Genomic DNA, 22,274 nt, shown 5'->3' on the forward strand with positions numbered 1-22,274 from the left:
GAACTCAGAAGTGAAACGATGCATCGCCGATGGTAGTGTGAGGTTTCCTCATGTGAGAGTAGGTCATCGTCAAGCGCTTATACTGAATAGCCCCGCCTGGAAACAGCGCGGGGCTTTTCTTTGCGCGTTATAAAAGCCTCACCCATCCACATCAAGCACAATCAAAACAGCCGCGCGATGGCCCCCGCCACGCCGTCATCCTCGCGAACGCGGGGATCCATTGGGCCTGGCAGAGTGCATCAAAGCCGGTTTTGCCTAAAATAGCCCGTTTTTGGGGACAGATTTGTTACTTCAAACTACCAGGCCCGGCAGGCGACCAGCTTGAATTGGTCTTATGCTTTAGAGATTTAAGTAATAAGTAAAGCCATATAACCAGAAAGTTGTTATAAACCTGGAGGTTGGTTAACCTGTGCAGCCTGATCGGGAGGCACTTGTCCGCATCCCACGCTTTCGGAGGTTTTATGACTGATCGATCTTTAGGTAAACGCCTTGGTGCTCTGGCGGGTGGTTTGCTTTTCGGCGCGAGCGCAGCTTTTGCTCCGGTACAGGCTGCCGATCAAGAATTGTTGAATTCATCCTATGACATTGCCCGCGAGCTTTTTTCCGCATACAACCAGCAGTTCGCGGAACACTGGAAGGAAAAGACCGGCCAGACCGTCGACATCAATCAGTCCCATGGGGGGTCCTCCAAACAGGCCCAGGCCATCATTCAGGGATTGCGGGCGGATGTGGTGACCTACAATCAGGTAACCGATGTCGACATCCTGCATGAGCGCGGCAACCTTATTCCTGAAGATTGGCGTCAGCGCCTGCCCAATGCGAGCTCGCCCTATTACTCCACCATGGCGTTCCTGGTGCGTGAGGGCAATCCCAAGAATATCCAGAACTGGGATGACCTGGCCCGTGACGACGTAAGTTCGATCTTGCCCAATCCGAAAACATCGGGGAATGGTCGTTACAGTTACCTTGCAGCTCTGGGGTACGCACAAAAGGCCTTCGATGGTGATGAAGCAAAGATAGACCAGTTCCTCAAGACTCTGCTTGGTAACGTCGCGGTCTATGACACCGGTGGGCGCGGAGCAACGACCACGTTCATCGAGCGCGGTATCGGCGACGTACTGCTCACGTTCGAGTCGGAAGTGAACAACATCGTCGCGCAAAACCCTGAAAGCGGATACCAGGTGGTAGTTCCCAAAACCAGCTTCCTCGCGGAGTTTCCGGTTACTTGGATCGATCGCAATGTCGAGCGCAACGGGACCGAGGGACTGGCCAAGAACTACCTCGAGTATCTCTACACTGAAGAGGCGCAGCGCCTGATCGCGGGCTTCAACTATCGAGTCCACAACGAGACGGTAAAAGCCGAGTTTGCCGACCGTTTCCCCGACCTGGAGCTGTTGCCCATCGAAGAAATTGCAGGAGATTGGGAGACGGCCATGTCCGTGCATTTCGCCCCGGGCGGCAAGCTGGATCAGTTGCAACGTCGCTGATATCGAGCATCCATGGATAAGATCATGAGCGTCGCACCACCCAAGGGTGGTCGCGTCAAAAGAGTATTGCCCGGGTTCTCGTTGAGCCTGGGCATTTCTCTTTTATTCATCAGCCTGGTATTGCTGCTACCGGTTACCGGACTGATCGTGCAGACCTCGGGTATGAGCCTAGCCGAATACTGGGTAGTGATTACCGACGAGCGTGTGATGGCGTCCTACCAGGTAACCCTGTGGGCTGCGGCGATTGCTTCGGTGATCAACGGCATGGTCGGCTTGCTCATGGCCTGGGTGCTAGTGCGTTATGATTTCTGGGGCAAACGGCTGGTGGATGCCCTGATGGACCTGCCTTTCGCTCTGCCTACGGCGGTGGCTGGCATTACCCTGGCAGCACTTTTTGCCGAGAATGGCTGGTACGGACAATATCTTGCCGAACTCGGCATCAAGGTGGCCTATACCCCCTTGGGCATCATTGTTGCGATGTCCTTTACGAGTCTGCCTTTTGTGGTGCGTACCGTACAACCGGTACTGGAAGACCTGGCCCCGGAGGATGAAGAGGCAGCCATGAGCATGGGCGCCTCGGACCTGACTGTATTTCAGCGGATCATCTTTCCGGCACTTTGGCCCGCGTTGATGACGGGTGTGGCGCTGTCCTTCACGCGTAGCCTGGGCGAGTTCGGTGCAGTCATTTTCATTGCCGGTAATACGCCCTACGTCAGTGAAATCACCAGTCTGATGATCTTTGTCCGGCTCCAGGAGTTCGACTATGCGGCCGCAAGCGCCATTGCATCCGTGGTGCTGATGGCATCGTTGGTGCTGCTGTTGGGAATTAATCTGTGGCAGGCGCGTTATCTGAAACGCCTGCACGGTCGGTGAGTCTGCGATGAAACAGTACAAGTCCAGTCTCAGGGTCGGCGAAAGGCCCTGGACCAAGTGGTTGCTGATCGGCACGGCATTGACGCTTACCCTGTTGATCCTGGTTATCCCGCTGGTCCTGATTTTTGCGCAGGCCCTGTCCGGTGGTGTTGGAACAGCCTGGGAGAACCTGACGAATGAATACACACTGCACGCGATCGGTCTGACCCTCTTTGTCGCTGCTCTAACGGTGCCCATCAATCTGGTATTCGGCGTCTTCCTTGCCTGGCTTGTTACCCGTTTCGAGTTTCCCGGGCGCAAGGCGCTGATTACGCTGATCGATATCCCCTTTGCGGTCTCGCCCGTGGTGGCGGGCCTGCTGTATCTGCTGCTGTATGGCAGTAACGGCTGGTTGGGTAGCTGGCTGGGCGATCATGATGTGCAGTTGATGTTTGCCTGGCCCGGCATCGTCATGGTGACCGTGTTTGTGACCTGCCCCTTTGTCGCCCGCGAGCTGATACCGCTGATGCAGCAGCAGGGTAGTGAGGAAGAAGAGGCCGGCGTCATTCTGGGGGCGAGCGGCTGGCAGTTGTTCCGCCGGGTTACGCTACCAAACATCCAATGGGCGCTGATCTACGGCGTGGTACTGACCAATGCCCGTGCGGTGGGGGAGTTCGGTGCCGTCTCGGTGGTGGCAGGCAATATCCGGGGCCAGACCAACACCTTGCCCCTGCATGTGGAGTTGCTTTATCAGGATTACAACGTCGTGGGCGCCTTTGTCAGTGCCTCATTGCTGGCCGCAATTGCTTTGCTGACGCTGCTGATCAAAGGTGTTGTCGAATGGCGGCAGAGTTCGCAACGATCCCCTGAAATCAATCCGTCGGAAGTACGCTGATGAGTATTACGGTAGAGCGAATCAATAAATATTTTGGCTCCTTCCAGGCGCTCCGGGACATATCGCTGGAGATCCCCGATGGCAAGCTGATCGGGCTTCTGGGTCCGTCCGGTTCCGGCAAGACTACCCTGTTGAGGGTGATCGCCGGTCTGGAGAATGCCGAAAGCGGTCGTGTGCTGTTTCATGGTCAGGATGTTACCCCCCTGCATGTCCGGGAGCGGCGTGTGGGTTTCGTATTCCAGCATTACGCACTCTTCCGGCACATGACCGTGGCGCAGAACATAGCCTTCGGGCTGGAAGTCATGCCGCGCAAGGATCGGCCCAATGCGGCCGCGATCCGAAAGCGGGTGGGCGAGTTGCTGGAGATGGTTCAGTTATCCCATCTGGCCGATCGCTTCCCGGCCCAGTTGTCCGGCGGACAGAAGCAGCGGATTGCCCTTGCCAGAGCCCTGGCGATGAAGCCGCAAATCCTGTTGCTGGATGAGCCCTTCGGCGCGCTGGACGCCAAGGTGCGCAAGGATCTGCGCCGGTGGTTGCGGGCGTTGCATGACGAGCTGCATTTCACCAGCGTATTCGTGACTCATGATCAGGAAGAGGCTCTTGAGCTCTCCGACCAGGTCGTGGTCATGAGCGCTGGCAAGATCGAGCAGGTTGACGACCCCCGCTCGCTTTATGCGCAGCCTGAGAGCCGGTTCGTATTCGACTTTCTCGGTCACGTTAACGTATTTGCCGGCGACCTGCGGGGACAGCGTCTGCGCCAGGCGGAAGGTTGGGTCGATCTGCCTGAAGAGTCAGGCAGTGACGCCGTCCAGCTGTATCTTCGGCCCCACGAGGTCCGTCTGCAGGACGAGCCGGCAGGCCATGCGCACCTGCCGCTACGTATCGATTCGATCAGCCTGATTGGCGCCGAGGTGCGGCTTGAACTCACACCCTGCGGCTGGCAGAGCGAGGAGCCGTGGGAAGTAGGCATCAGTCATGCCGAGTTCAACCGCTGGCAGCCGCAGCGCGGGGACAGGTGCTATGCTGTCCCGGATGTTGGTCATCTGTTTGATCAGGAGGGGCAGCCGCCCCGAACACTGAGCTGGGTCGGTCGTTGAGCTCTCTTCGTTAGCGTACGCGACCGCTCATTGGGAGAGTCAATGAATCCGTATGAGCGCTACGTACTGCCGAAGATGATCGATATCGCCTGTGGGATGGGTGACGTAATGAAAGCACGATCTGCAATCGTGCCCCAGGCGACCGGGGAGGTGCTGGAAATCGGCATTGGCACGGGCCTCAACCTGCAGTTCTATGACTCCGCCAAAGTCACCTCCATCGTCGGGGTCGATCCCGCCGCGCAGATGCAGACACTCGGCCGCAAGCGCGCTGCAGCCATCAGTATTCCGGTGGATATGGTGGCGGTTGACCTGCAGGGCATCCATGCTGAGGCAGATCGCTTTGACACCATCGTGATGACCTTCACTCTATGCAGCATCATCGAGCCGGTCCCTGCGCTGGAGGAAATGGCGCGGGTGCTGAAGCCGGGCGGCCGATTATTGTTCTGCGAGCACGGCCTGGCGCCGGACGCCTCCGTGGAGCGTTGGCAGCACCGCCTGACCCCTCTCTGGAAGCCGTTGGCCGGGGGCTGCCATCTCAACCGCAATATTCCTGAGCTTATCCGGGCCGGAGGCTTCGTGATCGAAGAGCTGCATAAGGAATACCTGCCGGGACCTCGCCCGATGACCTATGTCTACAGCGGGTGGGCGCACCAGGCTGGCTAGACACGAAAACCCTCGGTCAGATATTCGGCTGGCTCTTTGCAGCGTCGGCAACAACGCTCATGAGGATGCCAATATCTCGGCGCAGGCAGCAAGGATGGTCCGGGTGTCTTCGGGATTGCGGCCCGGCGCGCCGGCACAGTGGCCCCAATTGGAGATCAGCGGTCGGCACTCAGCATTGGTCATGCGTTGCGCCTCCCAGCAGGCGTCTTGCTGGGTGAAATACAGATCGGTGCTGCAGGGCATGATCAACGCGCGGGCCTTGATGGCTTTTAACGCGGCGCTAAAGTCGCCGGCGTATTGCGGGTCGGCGCTGATATCTCCTTGCTGCCAACTGGCGAGCACCGCGAGCAGGTTGTTGGCGTCCTGCGCCAGATGGTCCGTCTCCCAGTAAGACAGCAACGCCTCGATGCTGTCATGACCCAGACTGCGATAGAGTTCTTCTCGATAGAACGCCTGGCTGTAGGCCCAGCCTGCGTATACCCGGGCAAAGGCTTTCAACCCCGCCTCTGGTTGCCGGGTGTAGAAACCCCTTTGCCAGACCGGATCACAGGTGAGGGCTGCTTTTACGCCCTCCAGAAAGACCCTGTTGTGAGGCCAGCAGCGAGCCGTAGCGCACACGCTGAGGATACGTTGCACCTGGCCAGGGAAGGTGCAGCCCCACTGCAGTGCCTGCATGCCACCCATCGACCATCCCATGACCAGTGCCAGTGATGCATTGCTGAAGCGTGCTGCGACCAGTTTCTGCTGCGCAATGACATTGTCGTAGAGACTGACGGTGGGGAAATTGCCGTCGGTTTGTGTCGGGTGGGCGTTGGTCGGTGAGGTCGAGCAACCATTGCCGATCAGGTTTGGAATCACGATGCAGTAACGTGCCGGATCCAGAGGGCTGTGTGCACCAATCAGGGGCACGTTGCCGGAATGTGTTCCACCGTAGTACGTCGGCAACAGGATCAGGTTGTCTGCAGCCGCGTTCAGTTCTCCGAACTGCAGATAGGTTATTTGCGCGTCGCGCAACACCACGCCGCTTTGCAGTCTCAGGTCGCCGACCCTGAATTGATGCTCAATGCCCTGATTCTCAAACATTTTTATCACAGCCTCCAGAATCGCTCGAGCATGCATTCGTCATACAGCGAAGGCCACAGACGACTATATACATGCATGCTGGCATGTATGTTGAATGGAAGATTCGTACCAAGCTCGCCACTACCGGCGAGATCACGATCTGGAGTGCAGTCATGACGGTTCAGCCATCCGCCGAAAGCCTGAAACAAACCCTCAGGGACAAGGGTGTCAAATATGCCCTTGCCGGCTACGTGGATATCCACGGCATCATCAAGGGCAAGTTCGTCCCGGTCGACCACCTGGACCGGATGCTCAAGGGCTCGGAGCTGTTTACCGGCGCGGCCCTGGATGGGGTCCCGCAGGAGATCAGCGATAACGAAGTGGCAGCGATGCCCGATACCGCTACCCTGACCCAGTGCCCCTGGAACCCGGATCTGGCCTGGTTCGCCAGCGATCTTTACCTCGACGGTGCGCCCTTCGAGGCCTGTTCGCGCAATATCCTCAAGCGCCAGGTAGCGGAAGCGGCGTCTCTGGGTTTCAAATTCAATCTGGGGATTGAAACCGAATTCTTCCTGTTCAAGGATTCCCCCGATGGCGGCTTCGAGCCTATCAGCGGCCGCGACTCCCTGGCCAAGCCCTGCTACGACCCCCGCACCCTCGGCGACAATATGCATATTGTTGGCGAGCTGGTCGAAGCCATGAACAATATGGGCTGGGACGTATATTCCTTCGATCACGAGGATGCCAACGGCCAGTTCGAAACCGACTTTACCTATACCGACGCGCTGGGTATGGCCGACAGGCTGGTGTTCTTTCGTCTTATGGCCGGAGAAATTGCCCGCAAGCACGGCGCCTTTGCCAGCTTCATGCCCAAGCCATCCGCCACCCGTACCGGCAGTGGCGCGCACTACAACATGTCGCTGGCTGATCTGGAAACCGGCAAGAACCTGTTCGATACAGCCAACGGAGAGGACACCTATGGCTGTGGCGTAACGGCCATGGCATATCACTTTATTGCCGGCGTGATGAAGCATGCCAAGGCAATCAGTGCGGTGATCGCACCGACGGTCAATAGCTACAAGCGCCTGGTGCGCAAGGGCAGCATGTCAGGCTCCACCTGGGCACCGGTTTTCGTCTGCTACGGCAACAACAATCGCACCAACATGTTGCGCATCCCCTCCCAGGGCGCGCGAGTCGAATGCCGCGCAGCTGACATAGCCTGCAACCCCTATCTGGGCTCGGCACTCATCCTCGCAGCAGGCCTGGAGGGCATTCGCGAGGCGATGGATCCTGGCCAGCCACATCGGGAGAACATGTACAGCTATACCGATGAGCAGGTGCGCGACATGGACATCGAGATGCTCCCGCAGAACCTGGGGGAGGCCATCGACGCATTCGAGGCTGACCCGCTGTCCAGGAAGGTGTTCGGGGACGCAATGTTCGAAAGCTTCGTTCAGTTCAAGCGCGAGGAGTGGACCAGTTATCACACCCATGTGTCGGAATGGGAAATCAACCGCTACCTGAAATTCTTCTGACGCGTCCGCGTCAGTCAAAGCTGGCGCGGCTCTTGCTACGTTTTACGTTATCTAGACCCATGTTCTGGCAATTGCCATATCCCCTCAGGAGTAGATACATGAAAAAGCCTTTTGCATTCAAGCGTCGTATCAAGCAACTGCTCGGTGGTGCTCTCATGACCGCGGCGGTTTCAACCTTTCTTGTTGTTCCCAGCGCCAGTGCCGAGGAGCGCGACAGTTTCAAGATTGCCTGGAGCATCTACGCCGGCTGGATCCCCTGGAAGTACGTGGATGAATCCGGGATCATGAAAAAGTGGGCTGACAAGTACGGCATCGAAGTCGAGATCGTGCAGATCAACGACTACATCGAGTCGATCAACCAGTACACCGCAGGTGAATTTGACGGCGTGGTTGCTACCAGCATGGACGCCCTGTCGATTCCGTCCGCAGGTGGTGTCGATACCACGGCGCTGATAGTGGGTGACTACTCCAACGGTAATGATGGCCTGGTGATGAAAGGCAGCAGCGATATCAAGGATCTGGAAGGTGAGCAGGTCAATCTGGTTGAGCTTTCCGTTTCGCACTATCTGCTGGCCCGGGCGTTGGATACCGTCGGCATGAGCGAGCGTGATGTTACGGTCGTCAATACCGGCGACGCAGACATTGTCGCGGCGTTCAGTACGGACGGTGTAGAGAACGTGGTTACCTGGAATCCATTGCTGGCCGATGTGCTGGAAATGCCCAACGCCAATCGGGTATTTGACTCCAGTCAGATTCCGGGCCACATCAAGGATCTGACTATCGTCAACACCCAGACCCTGGCGGACAACCCGGCCCTGGGCAAGGCGCTGGTCGGCGCCTGGTTCGAGCTGATGGCGGAAATGAGCACCGATAGTGAAGCGGGCCAGGAAGCCAGAGCCTTTCTGGGCGAGGCCTCCGGTACCGATCAGGCGGGCTACGAAGCTCAGCTGGCTGGTATGAAAATGTTCTGGGAGCCTGCCGATGCGGTCGCCTTCATCTCCAGCGACCAGGCGATAGAGGCAATGGACAGCGTTCGTGAATTTTCCTACGAAAAAGGTCTGCTTGGCGAGGGCGCCAGCTCTCCTGATTTCGTCGGTATCTCCTTCCCCGATGGCAAGACGCTGGGCGACAGCGCTAATATAAAGCTGCGATTCGATCCCACCTATATGCAGATGGCGGCGGACGACGCACTCTGATCTAAGCCCGAACACCCCATGGTCGCCGACCATGGGGTTTTGCTGCTAACGGATAATCCATGCGCCGTACCAAAGAAGATGCTGAAAAGACGCGTCTGAAAATAATCGAAGCGGCTTTGACGCTGTTCAGCCGTAATGGCTACTCCAACACCACACTGGGCATGATCGGCGCCGAGGCGGGATACAGCAGGGGTCCGATTTACTGGCATTTCAAGAACAAGGACGATCTCTATCAGGCCGTGCTGGCGTACTCCCAGGAGCCGCTGGAGGGGCTGGTAAGCAGTGCGGCCGGATCGGGTACCGATGCGCTGGCTGCCATAGATAACTTTGCCCAGCAATGGCTTGAGCTGCTCGCGGAAGATGTCTGGTTTCGTCAGTCCTTCGAAATCCTGTTGAACAAGACCGAGCTGACCGATGCCATAGCGCCTACGATCAAACGCGAAAGGGAACTGACCCGGCACATTGTCGATACGCTCTCTCAGCTTGTAGCCAAGGCGCAAGATAACCAGCAGCTGCCCGCCACCCAGCCTGCCAGCAAGCTGGGTTTACTCATATACACCCATCTGATGGGCATCACCCAGAGCTGGTTGTTTGCACCGGATCTTTTCTGCCTGAAAGCGGAAAGAACCTTTTTTCTGCAACGACTCCAGGCTCTGCTGGCACAAGAATAGACTGTTCGTGCAACTAAAAAAGCCGGGGCTAGTGCCCCGGCTTTCCTATTCGCTTTCCCCTGCTTACTGGTCTACCGGCTCGATAATCGGGAAGTTGGCGGAAGGCTCTTCGATCAATTGCAACAGAGTAAAGAACGCCTGCGGGTTCCCGCCCAGAGTGATATCGCCCGCCTTGAGCGCGTCAGGGAAGGTGAGCTCGCGCAGCAGAATACGGTCCAGCGTGCCCCGTGTCATGCTCACGCTGGCATCCGGATTGTCGGCCAGGCTGCCGGCGCGATGGGTCAGGGTCGCGTTCTGCAGGTTCAGGCGGTACTTTTCGTCAATATCGGTCAACGTCCAGTTGATCACCAAGTGCTGACCTTCGGCTTTTTCTGCGTTCAGCCTTACGGCCAGGAGGTCGAAGAACATGCCGGCCTCCAGCGCTTGTAGCAGATCCGGTGAAAGCGCATTGCCGCGACGCGGCTCGCCAAGACCTTCGCGCAATTCCTGCGCACCGGTCAGATAGGCGCCGCGCCAGGTGCCGGCTTCGGCCTGATAGCCCAACTGTTCCAGGGCATCGGCTCCCAGCTCACGGGCGGCCTGGTGATCGGGCTCGGCAAACACGGCCTGACTCATGACCCAGGCGACCCAACGGTATTCGCCATTGGCGAAATCCTTGCGGGCCTGTTCGATCACCTCGTCCATCCCGCCCATGTAGCTGATGGTTTTGATCGCGTTCTCCTGTGGGGGCAGGGGATCTAGGTTCGCTGGATTGGCGTCATACCAGCCCATGTAGCGCTGGTAGATAGCTCGGGCGTTGTGCTTCAGCGTGCCGTAGTAGCCACGGGCATACCATTCCTGATCAAGGCTCTTGGGCAGCTTGATGTTTTCCGCAATATCGCCGGGCAGGTGGCCCTTGTTCATCATGCGCACGGACTGGTCATGAATGAACTTGTACAGGTCCCGCTGCACACTCAGGAAGTGCTGTGCGCGCTCGCGCTCCCAGATCGGCCAGTGGTGCTGGGCAATCAGGATATCGGCGCGATCACCAAAGCGTTCCAATGCCTTGTCGATGTAATGTGACCAGGCGCTGGCATCGCGAATGGCGGCGCCGCGGATGGTATAAATGTTATGCAGTTGCTGGCTGGTGATTTCAGCCGTGTTCAGTACCTTGAACTGGGGGAAATACATCATCATTTCCGACTCGGCTTCGGTGCCGTGAGCCATCTGGAACTCGATCTCGATGCCGTCGATGGTCAGGGTCGCATTGTCCGGCACGGTGTCGGTGGGCGCGATCAGCGTGATCGGCCCGCTGGCCAGTGCCTTGCCCAGCCCAGTGTCCACATGGCCGCGCTCGCCCGGTGGCACCACGGCGCCGAACTGGTAGGTAGCGCGACGGGTCATGGCATTGCCGGCAATCACGTTTTCGGAAACGGCATGCTGCATGAAGCCATAGGGCGCATATACCTTGACCTTGCCGGCGCGCACATCGGCTTCGTCGATCACGCCCTTCACGCCACCAAAATGGTCGGCATGGTTGTGCGTATAGAGCACTGCTACAACGGGCTTCTGCGGGCGATTCTGGTAATAGAGTTCCAGGCCGGCCCTGGCGGTAGCCGGGGTCAGCAGCGGATCGATGATGATCAGGCCGGTATCGCCTTCGATAATCGTCATGTTCGCCAGGTCCATGCCGCGGATCTGGTACATGCCCCCGGTCACTTCGAACAGGCCATGTATCGCGTTCAGCTGCGCCTGACGCCAGAGGCTTGGATTCACCGTATCCGGAGCTGCCTTGCCATTGAGAAAGGCATAGGCGGCCATATTCCAGGCCAGATTGCCCTCACTGTCAGTCACCTTGCCTTCTGGCCATTCGGCGATAAAACCGCGCCGAGCATCGTCGAACGCATGGGTGTTGTTAAAGGGCAGGGCATCGAGAACGGCTGCATTGCGCTCGGCAGTGAATCTCTCGGCTGGTTTCGGCTCGGCCAGAGCTGTCTGCACACAGCTGGCAACGAGGATGCTGGTCAATAATAGCGGGCGATATCGCATGGGAGGCACTCCGGCGTTGTTGTTGTCGGCTTGGTAGAAACTTTATAAGTAGCGACTTATATATGTCTAATGCATTTTTTTCTCATTTGTGATGCATTTTTTGCATTGAAAGGCATTCTTGTGTGCTTCGACTCAGAAAGGAGCATCGTATCGCCATACTTCACAGTTAAGCTTGTGCAGTCCAAGGTGTTAGCTGGGAAACGTATTTTCGCTCGAAGGCCGCCTTGTTTTTCACTATAATCGCGCGCTTTGCGTACGCTGGGCATCTCCCGGTTTATCGGCAATCAGCGGAGGGTGGTTGGGCCATGATCAAAACGCCGTATTACCTGATCGACAAGAGCAAATTGCTGCGCAACATGGAGCGCATCGCCTATGTGCGCGAGCACTCCGGCGCCAAGGCGTTGTTGGCGCTCAAGTGCTTTGCGACCTGGTCGGTGTTCGACCTGATGCAGCAGTACATGGACGGCACCACCTCGTCATCACTCAACGAGGTGAAGCTCGGCCGTCTCAAGTTTGCCGGGGAAACCCATGCCTACAGCGTGGCTTATGCCGATGACGAGATTGAAGAAGTTCTGGCCCATTCGGACAAGATCATCTTCAACTCGATCAGCCAGCTGCAGCGCTTTGCGCCTGCCTCCAGCGAACACGTCCGTGGGTTGCGTCTGAACCCGGGCGTCAGCAGCTCCGAGTTCCTGATTGCGGACCCATCGCGGCCGTTCAGCCGGTTGGGTGAGTGGGACGCCAACAAGGTGGCCGGGGTGATCGACCAGGTCTCCGGTTTCATGATCCACAACAACTGTGAGAACAGCGACTTCGATTTGTTCGATCAGATGCTCGGGCAGATTGAAGAGCGCTTTGGCGAGTTGCTCGAGCGGGTCGAGTGGGTCAGCCTGGGTGGCGGCATCCACTTTACCGGCGACGGTTACCCGCTGGATGCGTTTTGCGCGCGGCTCAAGGCATTCGCCGAGCGGTTTGGCGTGCAGGTCTACCTGGAGCCTGGCGAGGCGGCCATCACCATGAGCAGCTCGCTCGAAGTCACGGTGCTGGACACCCTCTTTAATGGCAAGAATCTGGCGGTGGTCGACAGCTCGATCGAAGCGCACATGCTGGATTTGCTGATCTACCGTCAGCCGGCCAGAATGGCCCCCTGCGACGGCGAGCATACCTATATGGTATGCGGCAAATCCTGCCTGGCGGGTGATATTTTCGGTGAATTTCAGTTCGAGAAGGAACTGCAGATCGGTGACCGTCTCTCATTCATCGATGCGGCCGGTTACACAATGGTCAAGAAAAACTGGTTCAATGGCGTACAGATGCCATCCATCGCAGTACGTCAGCTTGATGGCAGTGTCGAGGTGGTGCGCGAGTTCAGCTTCGACGATTTCGTAAACGGCCTCTCCTGAGGCATATAACCCAGCCTTTTCCAAGGAGGCGTTTCGAGGAAGAGACATGAAGAAAAACGTTCTGATTATTGGTGCCGGTGGTGTTGCCCAGGTTGTTGCACACAAGTGCGCGCAGCATAACGATGTGCTGGGCAATATTCATATTGCTTCGCGTACAGTCGAAAAGTGTCAGCAACTTGTCGACAGCGTGAAGGAGAAGGGCAGCCTCAAGGTTGCCGGTGAATTGCAGGCGCATGCGCTCGATGCCCTTGATGTCGAGGCGACCAAGGCGCTGATCAACAAGACGCAGTCACAAATAGTCATCAATGTCGGATCGTCCTTCGTCAATATGTCTGTGTTGCAGTCCTGCATCGAGACTGGTGCAGCTTATCTGGATACCGCTATTCACGAAGAGCAGGAGAAAATCTGCGAGACGCCGCCGTGGTACGCGAACTACGAGTGGAAGCGCCGGGAGCTGTGCGAGGCCAACAAGATTACTGCCATTCTGGGGATCGGTTTCGACCCGGGCGTGGTCAATGCGTACGCAGCGGTGGCGGTCAACGAATACTTCGACAGCGTCAGCGATATCGATATCATCGATATTAACGCGGGCAGCCATGGCAAGTACTTCGCGACCAACTTCGATCCGGAGATCAACTTCCGCGAGTTCACCGGCCAGGTCTGGTCCTGGCAAGGCAGTCAATGGGTCAGCAACAAGATGTTCGAGGTCAAGCGCACTGACGATCTGCCCGTGGTTGGCCAGCACACCAGTTACATGACCGGGCATGACGAGCTGCATTCGCTGTCGCAGAATCTGAACGTGCCCAACATCCGTTTCTGGATGGGCTTCGGCGAGCATTACATCAACGTATTCACCGTATTGAACAACCTGGGGTTGCTGTCCGAGCAGCCGGTGACGACCGCCGAGGGCCAGGAAGTGATTCCACTAAAGGTGGTCAAGGCTGTACTACCCGATCCTTCCTCGCTGGCGCCGGATTACCATGGCAAGACCTGCATCGGCGATCTGGTCAAGGGCAAGAAAGACGGCAAGGACAAGGAAGTATTTATCTACAACGTCGCCGACCATGCCGAGGCCTACCGGGAAGTGGGTAGCCAGGGTATTTCCTACACTGCGGGTGTGCCTGCGGTGGTCGCAGCCATCCTGATCGCCAATGGTGAGTGGGATGTGCAGAAGATGGTCAATGTCGAGGAGCTGCCGCCCAAGCCGTTCATCAACCTGCTGAACGAGATGGGTCTGCCATCGCGAATCCGTGATGAAGAAGGCGATCGCCTGCTGAGCTTCTGAGTTCTCACAGCCAGTGAAAAAACCGGCCTGCTCCCAGGCCGGTTTTTTTGTCTCTATCACACAGAGTCGGACGACTGTCGCTGGCGGTGACGACGCTCTGCTATGCCCTGTATCATTTGCCCTGGCCAATCCGGTCGGTGTAGCAAAGGGCTCCTCACATGTCTTCCCCCTTATCGGCAGTTCCAATGGCCATGCGTCTGGCGGGCGTGGCGGAAATCGAATGCGTTACTCCCGACCTCAACGGGATTCCCCGCGGCAAGGTGATGACGGTGGACGGCTTTCTGGGTGGGCGCCGGCTGCAGATGGCCCGCGGCGTATTGCTCCAGGCGTTGATGGGCGGCTATCCCGAGCCACGTTTTTTTGGTGATGACGACGGCGATCTGGAGCTGCGCGCGGTGCCCGAGCAGGTGCATGTCCTGCCCTGGGCCGACACGCCGCGAGCGCTGGCTGTCTGTGAGGCCGTGGAGCTCGACGGCACACTGTCCGGACTTTCCAGTCGAGCTCTGCTCAAACAGGTAATCGACCGCTATGCCGAGCGCAACTGGCAACCGGTAGTCGCCACAGAGCTTGAGTTCTTCCTGTTCGAACGGCATGCGGACGTCAATCAGCCATTTCAGCCGCCGGTCGGTATCGATGGCCGCCGCGACCCGGGTAACGCCGCATTCAGTGTGAGCTCCAGTAATGGATTGCGGCCGTTCTTCGATGAGATCAAGGTCGGCATGGCAGCGCTGGGGATTGCCCGTGACACTTTCATGCACGAGATGGGCGTGAGTCAGTTCGAGATCAACTTCGTGCATGGTGATCCGCTGCTGATCGCCGACCAGACCTTTCTGTTCAAACACATGTTGCATGAGGTGGCGCTCAAGCACGAGCTGATCGCAGTGTGCATGGCCAAACCGCTGGCGCGCGTGCCGGGCTGCTCAATGCACATCCATCAGAGCGTGGTCGAGAAGACCCATGGACGGAATATCTTCACCGACCCACGCACCAGCGAGCCGACCTTCAGTTTTCCGCACTACATCGGGGGCCTGCAGTTGTGCCTGGCAGACCTGACTCTGCTGATGGCGCCGAATATCAATTCCTATCAGCGCTTTTGTCACATCTTCGCCTCGCCTAACAACCTGTGCTGGGCGCAGGACAATCGCAGCGCCGGCCTGCGCATTCCGGCCAGTGAGCCCGAGGCACGGCGGATCGAGAATCGCCTGCCCGGCGCCGACGCCAATCCCTACCTGGCGATTGCCGCCAGCCTGGCCGCGGGCTTGCACGGAATCGATAACGAGATTGAGCCAAGTCCCGCCGTCGCCGGCCAGTTCACCGCACCGGAGCATCTGCAACTGCCTGGCTCGCTACACGAGGCGATCAACCGCCTGAGTCGCAGCACCCTGGCGCGCGAACTCTTCGACGACGAATTCATCGATGGCTATCTGGCGACCAAGACACTCGAGCTGGAACACTTTCTTGACGAGATAACGCCATGGGAGCGCCGATATCTGGGTTCGCAGGTTTAAGCTCGCAGGTATAGGCTCACGGGTCTGCGTCGTGCGACCTGATCTGTCGCGCTAACCCCTGATACTATGACCACGGATCTCTACCGTATCTGTGCAGACCGCTCAACGCAGGAGTATTGATGCAGGATAGCGCCAGTTTCACCCCCGGCAGCCTCGCCCCCGGGTTCATGGTTCTCCATGGTAACCGGCTGGAGAGTCTGCGTCAGTTGGTGGTTGACTGGATGCGTGAGTACCCGCTGGCACCGCTGGAGAATGAAGTGGTGCTGGTGCAGAGCAACGGTATTGCCCAGTGGCTGGAGATGGCGCTGGCAGCGGACCCGGAGGATGGTGGTTGCGGCATCGCGGCGGCGCTGGATGTACAGCTGCCGGCCCAGTTCCTCTGGCAGCTGTATCGCGGCGTGCTGGGCGCCGACAGCGTGCCCGGCAGTTCGCCGCTGGACAAGCAACCGCTGACCTGGCGGCTGCTGCGCCTGCTGCCAGCCCTGCTGGAAGATCCCGCTTTTGCGCCCCTGCAGCGTTTTCTGGCTGACGATGATGATTGCCGCAAGCGCTATCAGTTGGCTGAACGTCTGGCTGATCTGTTCGATCAATACCAGGTATATCGTGCCGACTGGCTGAATGACTGGGCGGCAGGCCATGACCGAGTGAGTCTGGCGCGCAGTGGCGCACGGCCACTGGCAGACCACGAGCTCTGGCAGCCGGCGCTGTGGCGTGCGGTACTGGCGGATGTTGGCAGCGAGCATGTCGGCAACAGCCGCGCGGGAGTGCACCCGCGGGCGCTGGATAGTTTGCTGAGCGCCGCTGAGCGACCGCCGGGCCTGCCGCGACGGGTGATTGTTTTCGGTATTTCCTCGCTCCCGGGGCAAACCCTGGAGGCGCTGGCTGCCCTTGGCCGTTTCAGCCAGGTGCTGCTGGCGGTACTCAATCCGTGCCAGTTCTACTGGGGCGACATCGTCGCTGATCGGGAGTTGCTGCAGCATCAGTATCGTCGGCAGAAAGCCAAGCCCGACAGCCCGCTGCAGCTGGATGAAAGCACCCTGTATCAACATGCCCACCCGTTGCTGGCGGCATGGGGCAAGCAGGGCCGCGACTACATCAATCTGCTGGACGTACATGACGAACGAGCCAGCTACGAAGAGCGCTTTGCCGCCATCAATGGCGGCCGCGTCGATCTGTTCGAGGATAACGCCGGCGCAACCCTGCTTCAGCAGCTGCAGCAGGATATCCTCGAGCTGCGCCCCTTGGCAGAAACCCGCAGTCACTGGCCGCCGCTGGCGGTTCAGCCGGGGCCGGCCGGCCTGGCTGCTGAGCTGGTTGACGATACCTCGGTGCGTTTTCACATAGCCCATAGCCCGCAACGGGAAGTGGAAGTCCTGCACGACCAATTGCTCGATGCCTTTGCCCGTCACCCGGGTCTGCGTCCGCGCGATGTCATCGTCATGGTGCCGGACGTCGATACCTACGCACCGCATATACAGGCGGTCTTCGGCCAATACACAGCAGATGACCGGCGCTATATACCCTTCACCCTGGCCGACCAGAATCAACGAGGCCGTGAGCCGCTGCTGATTGCGCTGGAGCATCTGCTGAAGTTGCCGCACAGCCGGTTGGCAGTCAGCGAAGTGCTGGATCTGCTCGACGTGCCAGCGTTGCGCACCCGCTTCGGGCTTACAGAGGCCGATCTGCCGACCCTGCAGCGCTGGATCGAAGGCGCCGGGATTCGTTGGGGCCTGGATCAACAGCGCCGCAGTGAACGCGGGCTTCCCACCGGTCTGGACAACAACAGCTGGCGTTTCGGCCTGCGTCGCATGCTGCTCGGTTATGCCAGCGGCAGCGGTGAGGCCTGGAACGCGACCGAGCCCTACGACGAAGTGGGCGGCCTGGATGCCGCATTGATCGGCCCGCTGGACCAGCTACTGCAGGCGCTCGACCGGCATGATAGGGCCTTGAGCCAGCCAGCCGCGCCGACAGTCTGGGGCGAGCGATTGCGCGCGCTGCTGGCAGACTTCTTTCTCGCCGCCAGCGAAACCGACCAGGTGCTCATCGGCCAGTTGCAGGAGAGTCTCGACCAATGGTTGGAGATCTGCGATGGAGTCGGGCTGGATGAGGCCCTGCCCCTGAACGTGGTCGCCGAAGCCTGGCTGGACAGCGTCGGCCAGAGTCAGATGAGCCAGCGTTTTCTCGCCGGGGCGGTGAATGTCTGCACGCTGATGCCGATGCGTGCGATTCCCTTTCGCCAGGTCTGTCTGCTCGGCATGAATGATGGCGATTACCCGCGGGCCCAACCGCCGCTGGACTTCGACCTGATGGCCAGTGACTACCGTCCCGGTGACCGCTCCCGTCGCGAGGATGACCGTTATCTGCTGCTCGAAGCGTTGCTCTCAGCTCGCGATACCCTGTATGTCAGCTGGGTGGGGCGCAGCATCCGGGATAACGGCGAGCGCCCGCCGTCGGTGCTGATTGGTCAGTTGCGTGACCACCTGACCTCCGGCTGGCAGTGCGTCGAACCGGAATTCGACGTGCTCGCCGCATTGACCACCGAGCACCCCCTGCAACCATTCAGCCGACAGTATTTCGATGGCAGCAACCCCGGCTTGTTCAGCTACGCCCGCGATTGGCGGATGTTGCATGACACGCTCGCGCAGCCGGTGGAAGACAGCCCGCTGCCCGCCGCGGAGCCCGGCGAGCCGATCGACCTTGCGGCTTTGCAACGCTTTCTGCGTAACCCGGTCGAGCATTTCTTCGCCCGGCGGCTGAAGGTCTGGTTCCGTGACGCGGACCTGCACAGCGAGGACGACGAGCCCTTTGCCCTGGACGGTCTACAGCGCTTCGAGCTGCGGCAGTGGCTGCTACAGCGCACCCTGGCAAGTGGGCTCGAGGCCGACTGGGATGCGGTGCTGGTGCAGGAGTCGGCTCGCCTGACGCGTCGCGGCAGCTTGCCGTTGGCTGGCTTCGGCGAGCTTGGCCGGCAGGCATTGATCGAGCCACTCACCGAACAGCTGGCGCGGTATCGGCAAATCGCCGAAATCTGGGACCATCCGGTAACCCAGCCGCTGACGCTCACGGCTACTGGCCCCGGTATCGAGCTGCAGGACTGGCTTGCCGGGCTGCGCTCCTCGACCACAGCGCATGGGCAGATGTTGTTGCAACTGGAGACCGGCCGCCTGCAAGACGGCAACGGCAAACACAAGACGCTGCGCTGGAAGCGGGTACTGCCGGCCCTGTGCAGACATTTGCTGGCCTGCGCCAACGGCCACGCGGTGCAAGGGTGCCTGGTTGCCGAAGATGCCAATCTCTTGCTGCACCCGGTGCCGGCGGAGCGGGCACAGGAGGTACTGCGCAGCTGGCTCGGTGCCTGGCTTGAGGGGTTACGGCAGCCATTACCGGTCGTGCTGGAAACAGCCATGACCTGGCTATTGGACGAGGATCTGGATAAAACCCAGAGGCAGTTCGAGGGCAGCGACTTTAAGCGGGGCGCATTGGCTGACAGTGTCGCCCTGCAGCGCAGCTATCCGGATTTTGCCAGCCTGCACGCTGCGGGTTTCGAGCTCTGGGCCCGGGCGCTGTATGAGCCGCTGGCGCGGATGCTGGAAGAGCAACAGCTGACCGTTCAGCCGGCGGAGGCACAGGAATGAGCACTAGTTACGTGAGTAATACGCAGCCCCCATTGGCCCTGCGTTGCCCGTTGCGCGGCAGCCGTCTGATCGAGGCGAGTGCCGGTACCGGCAAGACCTTTACCATCTCCGCACTCTACCTGCGGCTGGTGCTGGGACAGATAGCGGGCCAGGACAACGAGCTCGACTTTCCCCGGGCATTGCTGCCGCCGGAGATTCTGGTCGTGACCTTTACCGAAGCTGCGACCCAGGAGCTGCGGGATCGCATCCGCGCGCGCCTGGTCGATGCCGCCAAGGCCTTCCGTCACGAACTGGCCGACCCCGATCCGATCATCACCGCGCTCTGTGAACAGACCCCCACGGACCAGTGGCCCGGCTGTGCGCGCAAGCTGGAGATCGCCGCACAATGGATGGACCAGGCCGCCGTCTCGACCATCCATAGCTGGTGCCAGCGCATGCTGCGCGAACATGCCTTCGACAGCGGCAGCCTGTTCGAACAGACCCTGGAAACCGACCAGCGGGATTTACGCGCCCAGGTGGTCCGCGACTATTGGCGCGAGCAGTGCTATCCGCTGACGGGGCAGGCGCTGGATTGGGTGGCGCAGAACTGGCAAACGCCCGGCGCGCTGCTGCAAAAAGTACTTCCGTTGCTGCAGGAAGAGACAGCGTCCCAGCCGCAGAGCCTGCGGGAAATACTGGCCGGCCTGTTGGCGGAGAGGGACCGGGCGCTGCAGCAGATGAAAGCGCCCTGGACACAATGGCTTGATCCTCTGGTGACTTTTTATGAGCACTCATGCGAGGCAGGGGCGTTCAACGGCAACAAGCTCAAGCCAGCGATTTTCCAGCCCAGACTGGAACGCCTGCGCCAATGGTGTGAAACCCCGGGGGCCGAGCTTTCATTTCGCGACGGCACGGGCAAGACCGGTTATTTCAAGCGTTTTACCCACGAGGGGCTGCAGGATGCGAGAAAAAAAGGCGTCGTGCTGGAATTGCCCCACGCAGTGCAGCATGCGCTGGATGACATGGAAACCCTGGAACAGCGACTTGAGGAGCTGCCTGATCTGCAGCAAGCCGCCCTCAGGCACGCCGCCGGCTGGATAGCCGAGCGCTTCGAGCAGGAGCAGCGCCGCCGAGCGCAGATGGGCTTTGACGATATGCTCAAACGCCTGGATGTCGCGCTGCAAGGGCCCAATGGCAAACGCCTGGGGGAGGTGATCCGCACGCAGTTTCCGGTCGCGATGATTGACGAGTTCCAGGACACCGACCCGCTGCAGTACCGGATTTTCGATGCGGTCTACCGCGTCGCCGAGAACGATCAGGACACTGCCCTGTTACTGATTGGTGATCCCAAGCAGGCGATCTACAGCTTCCGCGGTGCAGACATTCATACCTACCTGCGCGCCCGTCGGGATACCGCCGGACGGCATGAGAACCTGGATACCAACTTCCGCTCCAGCCAGGCGATGGTTGACGCGGTAAACCGGGTCTTCGATCTGGCGGAAACGAATAATGCGCAGGGCGCCTTTCATTTCAACCAGGTAGGCGATAATCCGCTGCCCTTCCTGTCGGTGAAAGCAAATGGTCGCAAGGAGGTCTGGCAGTTGCAGGGCGTCGCCGCGCCGGCCTTGAGTGTCTGGCACCTGTCCGCTGACGAGCCGCTGACAGGCGAGGCCTATCGCCAGCAGATGGCCGAGCACTGCGCTACCGCCATGGTCGATCTGCTCAACGCCGGGCAGCGCGCTGAGGCCGGCTTTGCACTTCCCGGCGGCCCCGTGGTCGGCGTCAAGCCGGCGGATATGGCGGTGCTGGTGCGTACCGGGCGGGAAGCCCAGTGTATCCGTCGCGAGCTGGCCGTTCGGGGCGTGCGCAGCGTGTACCTGTCGGACAAGGATTCGGTGTTTGCCAGCCTGGAAGCTCAGGACCTGCTGCGCTGGCTGCGTGCCTGCGCCGACCCGGGTAATGACGGGCTGCTGCGCGCCGCGCTGGCCAGCGCCAGCCTGGGGCTCAGCTGGGCCGAGCTGGAACGTCTGAACGAAGACGAGCGCTACTGGGAACAGCGAGTAGACCAGTTTCATGGCTTCCGCCGTCTGTGGCTGCGCCAGGGTGTGCTGCCGATGCTGCAGCAGTTGCTGCATGCCTTCCAGCTGCCGGCCCGGTTGCTCCAGCAAAGCGACGGTGAGCGACGGTTGACCAACCTGCTGCACCTGGCAGAACTGTTGCAGCGCGCCGCGCGCGAGCTGGACGGTGAGCAGGCGCTGATCCGGCACCTGCACGAACTGCTGCTCAATCCCGGCGACAGTGGCGCCGAAGAACAGATACTGCGACTGGAAAGCGACGCCGAACTGGTCAAGGTGGTGACCATTCACAAGTCCAAGGGGCTGGAATACCCCTTGGTATTTCTGCCCTTTATTGGCCACAGTCGGCCAGCTGATGGCAAGAAACCGCTGTGGCTGCATCATGGGGACACACGGCAGCTGAATCTGGCGCCGGATGATGAGGCCGTGGTTCAGGCAGATGCCGAGCGGCTGGGCGAAGATCTGCGGCTGCTCTATGTGGCGCTGACCCGCGCCCGCCATGCCTGCTGGCTGGGGCTGGCCGATTTGAAGCGGGGCAGGAGCGATAAGTCAGTGCTGCATCACAGTGCCATCGCCTGGCTTCTTACTGGCGGTGAGCAGGTGCAGCAGCCAGCGCAACTGGCCGACTGGCTGCGTGCCTGGGAAGAGCCGCAAACAATCGCGGTGGTGCCGGCGCCTGAGGTCGTCGGCACTGTTTACCAGCCCCCTGCTCTGGCCCCGGTTACCCTGCGCGAACGTCAGCCGGAGCACCCGGCTTTTGCTCGCTGGTGGATCGGCTCATACAGCGCGTTGACCGGTGGGCACGACACGGATTATTTCGCCGACGACAAGGAAGACATATTCGCACCCATACGACCGGGCGAAACAGCCACGATGCACCGCTTTCCGCGCGGCCCACAGCCC

At 59.6% G+C, this 22,274-nt stretch carries 15 protein-coding genes; 13 read left to right on the plus strand and 2 right to left on the minus strand.

Annotation, left to right across the window (positions count from 1 at the left end):
• Nucleotides 1-461: 461 nt before the first annotated feature.
• From cysP to ABYA88_RS10175, 5 genes are read left to right on the plus strand one after another with little or no spacing between them, the layout of a single operon-like run.
• Nucleotides 462-1,487 carry a thiosulfate ABC transporter substrate-binding protein CysP gene (gene cysP, locus ABYA88_RS10155; RefSeq protein ID WP_373187079.1) on the plus strand — a complete coding sequence of 342 codons (1,026 nt, stop codon included), beginning with the start codon at nt 462-464 and terminating at the stop codon, nt 1,485-1,487.
• Between the two features lie 24 nt (nt 1,488-1,511).
• Complete coding sequence (gene cysT, locus ABYA88_RS10160; protein WP_373187080.1) at nt 1,512-2,360, plus strand: sulfate/thiosulfate ABC transporter permease CysT; 849 nt, start codon at nt 1,512-1,514, stop codon at nt 2,358-2,360.
• A gap of 7 nt (nt 2,361-2,367) precedes the next feature.
• Nucleotides 2,368-3,234: a sulfate ABC transporter permease subunit CysW gene (gene cysW, locus ABYA88_RS10165; protein WP_373187081.1), complete on the plus strand. Its 867-nt coding sequence runs from the start codon at nt 2,368-2,370 to the stop codon at nt 3,232-3,234.
• Complete coding sequence (locus ABYA88_RS10170; protein WP_373187082.1) at nt 3,234-4,331, plus strand: sulfate/molybdate ABC transporter ATP-binding protein; 1,098 nt, start codon at nt 3,234-3,236, stop codon at nt 4,329-4,331. The genes cysW and ABYA88_RS10170 overlap by 1 nt, the downstream gene beginning before the upstream one ends.
• Before the next feature lie 42 nt (nt 4,332-4,373).
• The gene (locus ABYA88_RS10175; protein WP_373187084.1) at nt 4,374-4,994 is read left to right on the plus strand and encodes a class I SAM-dependent methyltransferase; all 621 of its coding nucleotides are present in this window, start codon (nt 4,374-4,376) and stop codon (nt 4,992-4,994) included.
• A 57-nt stretch (nt 4,995-5,051) separates the two neighbouring features.
• Here the strand turns inward: ABYA88_RS10175 and ABYA88_RS10180 are convergent, their stop codons facing one another.
• Nucleotides 5,052-6,077 carry an alpha/beta fold hydrolase gene (locus ABYA88_RS10180; protein WP_373187086.1) on the minus strand — a complete coding sequence of 342 codons (1,026 nt, stop codon included), beginning with the start codon at nt 6,075-6,077 and terminating at the stop codon, nt 5,052-5,054.
• Nucleotides 6,078-6,229: 152 nt separating this feature from the next.
• Here ABYA88_RS10180 and glnT point away from each other — a divergent pair, with 152 nt between their 5' ends.
• The 3 genes from glnT to ABYA88_RS10195 all read left to right on the plus strand — a co-directional run bounded on the left by glnT (nt 6,230) and on the right by ABYA88_RS10195 (nt 9,458).
• Nucleotides 6,230-7,591, plus strand: coding sequence for a type III glutamate--ammonia ligase (glnT, locus tag ABYA88_RS10185; protein ID WP_373187101.1), 1,362 nt, complete (start codon nt 6,230-6,232; stop codon nt 7,589-7,591).
• 155 nt (nt 7,592-7,746) lie between these two features.
• Nucleotides 7,747-8,787: a putative urea ABC transporter substrate-binding protein gene (locus ABYA88_RS10190; RefSeq protein WP_373187102.1), complete on the plus strand. Its 1,041-nt coding sequence runs from the start codon at nt 7,747-7,749 to the stop codon at nt 8,785-8,787.
• A 59-nt stretch (nt 8,788-8,846) separates the two neighbouring features.
• Entirely contained in the window at nt 8,847-9,458 is a 612-nt protein-coding gene (locus tag ABYA88_RS10195) for a TetR family transcriptional regulator (protein ID WP_373187088.1), read from the plus strand.
• A gap of 63 nt (nt 9,459-9,521) precedes the next feature.
• On the opposite strand, the gene ABYA88_RS10200 is transcribed toward ABYA88_RS10195, so the two are convergent.
• Entirely contained in the window at nt 9,522-11,486 is a 1,965-nt protein-coding gene (locus tag ABYA88_RS10200) for an alkyl/aryl-sulfatase (protein WP_373187090.1), read from the minus strand.
• 305 nt (nt 11,487-11,791) lie between these two features.
• Between ABYA88_RS10200 and ABYA88_RS10205 the strand changes: the two genes are divergently transcribed.
• From ABYA88_RS10205 to recB, 5 genes are all read left to right on the plus strand, one after another.
• The gene (locus ABYA88_RS10205; protein ID WP_373187092.1) at nt 11,792-12,889 is read left to right on the plus strand and encodes a carboxynorspermidine decarboxylase; all 1,098 of its coding nucleotides are present in this window, start codon (nt 11,792-11,794) and stop codon (nt 12,887-12,889) included.
• A gap of 46 nt (nt 12,890-12,935) precedes the next feature.
• Nucleotides 12,936-14,174: a saccharopine dehydrogenase family protein gene (locus tag ABYA88_RS10210; protein ID WP_373187094.1), complete on the plus strand. Its 1,239-nt coding sequence runs from the start codon at nt 12,936-12,938 to the stop codon at nt 14,172-14,174.
• A gap of 185 nt (nt 14,175-14,359) precedes the next feature.
• Nucleotides 14,360-15,682 (plus strand): glutamine synthetase family protein, encoded by a 1,323-nt coding sequence (locus ABYA88_RS10215; protein WP_373187096.1) that lies wholly within the window; start codon nt 14,360-14,362, stop codon nt 15,680-15,682.
• Between the two features lie 119 nt (nt 15,683-15,801).
• Nucleotides 15,802-19,317 carry an exodeoxyribonuclease V subunit gamma gene (gene recC / locus ABYA88_RS10220; protein WP_373187098.1) on the plus strand — a complete coding sequence of 1,172 codons (3,516 nt, stop codon included), beginning with the start codon at nt 15,802-15,804 and terminating at the stop codon, nt 19,315-19,317.
• Nucleotides 19,314-22,274, plus strand: a 2,961-nt coding sequence (gene recB, locus ABYA88_RS10225; RefSeq protein ID WP_373187100.1) for an exodeoxyribonuclease V subunit beta, incomplete at its 3' end; no start/stop codon positions are given. The genes recC and recB, both read left to right, overlap by 4 nt.

The sequence above is a fragment of the Halopseudomonas sp. genome, assembly GCF_041579695.1.
Taxonomy (GTDB): Bacteria; Pseudomonadota; Gammaproteobacteria; order Pseudomonadales; family Pseudomonadaceae; genus Halopseudomonas.